Here is a 2986-nt window from a genome sequence, read left to right on the forward strand (position 1 = left end):
CGGGCGCCCCGGGCGGCAGCGCCGAACTCCCGCTGGGCCCGGAGGCCCCAGCGCTCGACCAGCCAGGCCGCGCCGACGGCAGGTCGGTCATCAGGGCGTTCAGGTCGCCGCGGGTCGTGGCGGCGAAGGCCTTGTCGACCCGCTCGTTCAGCTCGTCAAGGGTGAGCCGCCCGCTCGCGTAGTGTTCGCGCAGCTCGGCCGCGGCAGCTTCACGCTCTGCGTCCCCGACTCGCATCTCATTCCCAGCAGCCATCGCGCGCCCTCCGCACCTGAACCGATAGTCCGCTTGCCACGATATATCGCGTATTACGCGGGAGCAAGCGAAGACCGCGTTGACAGCTATACCCGCCACATGTAAGTTTCTCCTTACAGGTGAAAGAGAATGAATGAATGAGATCCTAACTAGTGAACAGCTGGTCGCCATGCTGACCGCGATCGCGCATCCGCTCCGGATGCGGATCATCGCGGAGCTCGCCGAGGGGCGGGTGCACGTCAGCGAGCTGGCGCGCCGGCTGGGCATGTCCAGGCCGCTGCTGTACATGCACCTGGACCGGCTGGAAAAGGCCGGCCTGGTGACCGGGCAGCTGGAGCTGTCTGAGGACGGCAAGGCGATGAAGTACTTCGAGCTGGTCCCCTTCGAGGTACGCGTCACGGCCGAGACGGTCGTCCGCGCGGTCGCCGAAGACGAGGGCGACGGCATGGGGCAGCAGGCGCTCGACACGGAGGAGCCCGACCAATGACACCGATGACTATCACGACGACAACGTTGGCCAGCAGCGGTACCAACCTCACCCCGATCGGGGTGGTCCTTGCGATCTTCGTGCCGATCTGCGCGGCGGCCGCGGTGATCGTCTGGAGCTACTTCCGGCTGCAGCGGCACCGCGCGGACGCGGTGGCGATGGCGTCCTACCGGAAGCTCGCCGAGGAGGCGGTCGCCAACATGAGCGACATGCGTGCCGAGATGGCCAAGCTCGCCGAGCACGTCGACGCCGTCGAGCAGCTGATGCGAGACGTCGGATGAGCACGAGGAGCGTCAGCCGTAACCCGGTTGGCCTGCTGTTTTCCCCCGTGCTGTGGGCCAGCGCCTGGTACCTGCTCGCGTACCTGGTCATCGGCTGGGTGCTGTTCGCGGTCGCGGTGACCCTCGTCGTCGGCGGCGGCCTGCTCAGCCTGACGCTGGCCGGACTGCCGGTACTGCTCGCGGCGGCCGCGGTGATCAGGGGCTTCGCGAACTTCGAACGCGCCAGGCTGCGCGCCATAACCGACCCAGTCCAGGGCGCGTACCGCGAGGTCACCGGGTCTGGCTTCCTGGCGCGGATTCGCGCCCGGTGGACCGACCCGGCCCTCTGGCGGGACGTCGCCTACCTGTTCGCCCTGATGGCCCCGCTGCTGGTGCTGGACTTCGCGGTCATCGTGATCTGGCTGGTCCTGCTCGCCGGGATCACGCTGCCGGCCTGGTACCAGTACCCCCACCAGACCTTCGCCATCGGCGTGAGCGGCAACAGCCAATCAGCCCACGGCGTTCAGCTCGGCTACTTCCCGTACGGCCCGCACGGCCACCCGTCCTGGGGCATCTACGTCGACACGCTGCAGAAGGCGCTGCTCGTCGCCGCCGCCTGCCTGATCCTCTTCCTGCTGTTCAACTACGTGCTCGTCGCGGCGGCCAGGCTGCACGCGGCCATTGCCCGCTCGCTGCTGCTCGCGGGAGACGACCCGTTGCGCGAGGCAAAGGAAGTTCTCAACCATCCAGGTCCGCTAGCCCGTCGCGGCTGACTGTCCCCGCCCACGAGGGTCCAGCTCACGGGCGGGGACCAGGCCGCGGCTAACTCACCAGCACCTACTGCGCCCACAGAGAGGAACTCCGATGCGCGAGCCGCAGAGTTCAGTATTGCCTATTTCGCCCCCGGACGAAGCACACGACCCGCCGCCTCCCCGGCCCAACGTGACGGAACGGGTGGCCGGCTGGAGCGCCAGGCACCGCAAGACCGCGGTCTTCGGCTGGCTGCTCCTGGTCGCCGCCATCTTCATAGGCGGCCAGGCGCTCGGCGCGCGGAACCTGCCGGCGTACGACGCCGGCCAGTCCGGGCAGGCGGAGCGGACGCTGCAGCAGGTCACGCCCGGGCAGTACGGCTCCTACGCCGAGAGCGTGCTGGTCCAGGCCACCACTCGCGGCGCGACCTTCGCCACGGATCCGGCCATGCGGCAGGCGACCGCCCAGGTGGCGGCGTCGCTGGCTGCGTTGCCGAGGTACGCGACAGGCGTCAAGACGCCACTGTCCGCCGACGGCCAGGCGCTGGTGTCCAAGGACGGGCGCAGCGCGCTGGTCACGTTCAGCGTGCCAGGCAACGTCAGCAGCGTCGACCAGGCGGCGACCACCCTGCAGCACACGGTCGCCGGCGTCCAGGCGAAGCACCCGGACTTGCGCATCGCGGAATCCGGCGACGCCAGCATCGGGCAGGCGATCGACAGCTCGCTGAACTTCAGCAAGGCCGAGGCGACCTCGGTGCCGATCACGCTGATCCTGCTGCTAATCGTGTTCGGCGCGCTGGTCGCGGCCGGCATCCCGGTGCTGCTCGCGGTGACCGCCCTGACCGCCGCCATCGGGGTGCTGACGATCGTCAGCCACTGGCTGCCGGTCGGCAGCTCCACCTTCGAGGTCGTGGTGATTATCGGGATGGCCGTCGGCGTCGACTACTCGCTGTTCTACCTGCGCCGCGAGCGCGAGGAGCGGGCCGCCGGCCGGTCGTTCCCCGCCGCGCTCCGGATCGCCGCGCACACGTCCGGCCGGACGATCGTCGTGTCCGGCCTGACCGTGATGGCCACCATGGCCGGGCTCTTCTTCGTCGGCGGCGGCCCGTTCAGCGGCATCGCGCTCGGCACGATCGCCGTGGTGGGCATCGCCGTAGCCGGCTCGCTGACCGTGCTGCCCGCGCTGCTGGCCTGGCTGGGGCCGAAGGCGGACGCCGGGCGGATCCCGTTCCTCGGC

At 69.6% G+C, this 2986-nt stretch carries 5 protein-coding genes; 4 read left to right on the forward strand and 1 reads right to left on the reverse strand.

What is annotated here, in order from left to right:
• Positions 1–253, reverse strand: a 253-nt coding sequence (locus WA805_RS17840) for a DUF1707 SHOCT-like domain-containing protein (RefSeq protein WP_425242893.1), incomplete at its 3' end; no start/stop codon positions are given.
• A 133-nt stretch (positions 254–386) separates the two neighbouring features.
• Here WA805_RS17840 and WA805_RS17845 point away from each other — a divergent pair.
• From WA805_RS17845 to WA805_RS17860, 4 genes are all read left to right on the forward strand, one after another.
• The gene (locus WA805_RS17845; protein WP_422272986.1) at positions 387–740 is read left to right on the forward strand and encodes an ArsR/SmtB family transcription factor; all 354 of its coding nucleotides are present in this window, start codon (positions 387–389) and stop codon (positions 738–740) included.
• Positions 737–1021 carry a hypothetical protein gene (locus WA805_RS17850; protein ID WP_422272984.1) on the forward strand — a complete coding sequence of 95 codons (285 nt, stop codon included), beginning with the start codon at positions 737–739 and terminating at the stop codon, positions 1019–1021. The genes WA805_RS17845 and WA805_RS17850 overlap by 4 nt, the downstream gene beginning before the upstream one ends.
• Positions 1018–1773 carry a sensor domain-containing protein gene (locus WA805_RS17855; protein ID WP_425242894.1) on the forward strand — a complete coding sequence of 252 codons (756 nt, stop codon included), beginning with the start codon at positions 1018–1020 and terminating at the stop codon, positions 1771–1773. Before WA805_RS17850 ends, WA805_RS17855 begins: the two co-directional genes overlap by 4 nt.
• A gap of 91 nt (positions 1774–1864) precedes the next feature.
• Positions 1865–2986, forward strand: a 1122-nt coding sequence (locus tag WA805_RS17860; protein WP_425242895.1) for an MMPL family transporter, incomplete at its 3' end; no start/stop codon positions are given.

Origin of the sequence: Trebonia sp. (genome assembly GCF_049794275.1) — a bacterium.
Classification (GTDB): domain Bacteria; phylum Actinomycetota; class Actinomycetes; order Streptosporangiales; family Streptosporangiaceae; genus Trebonia.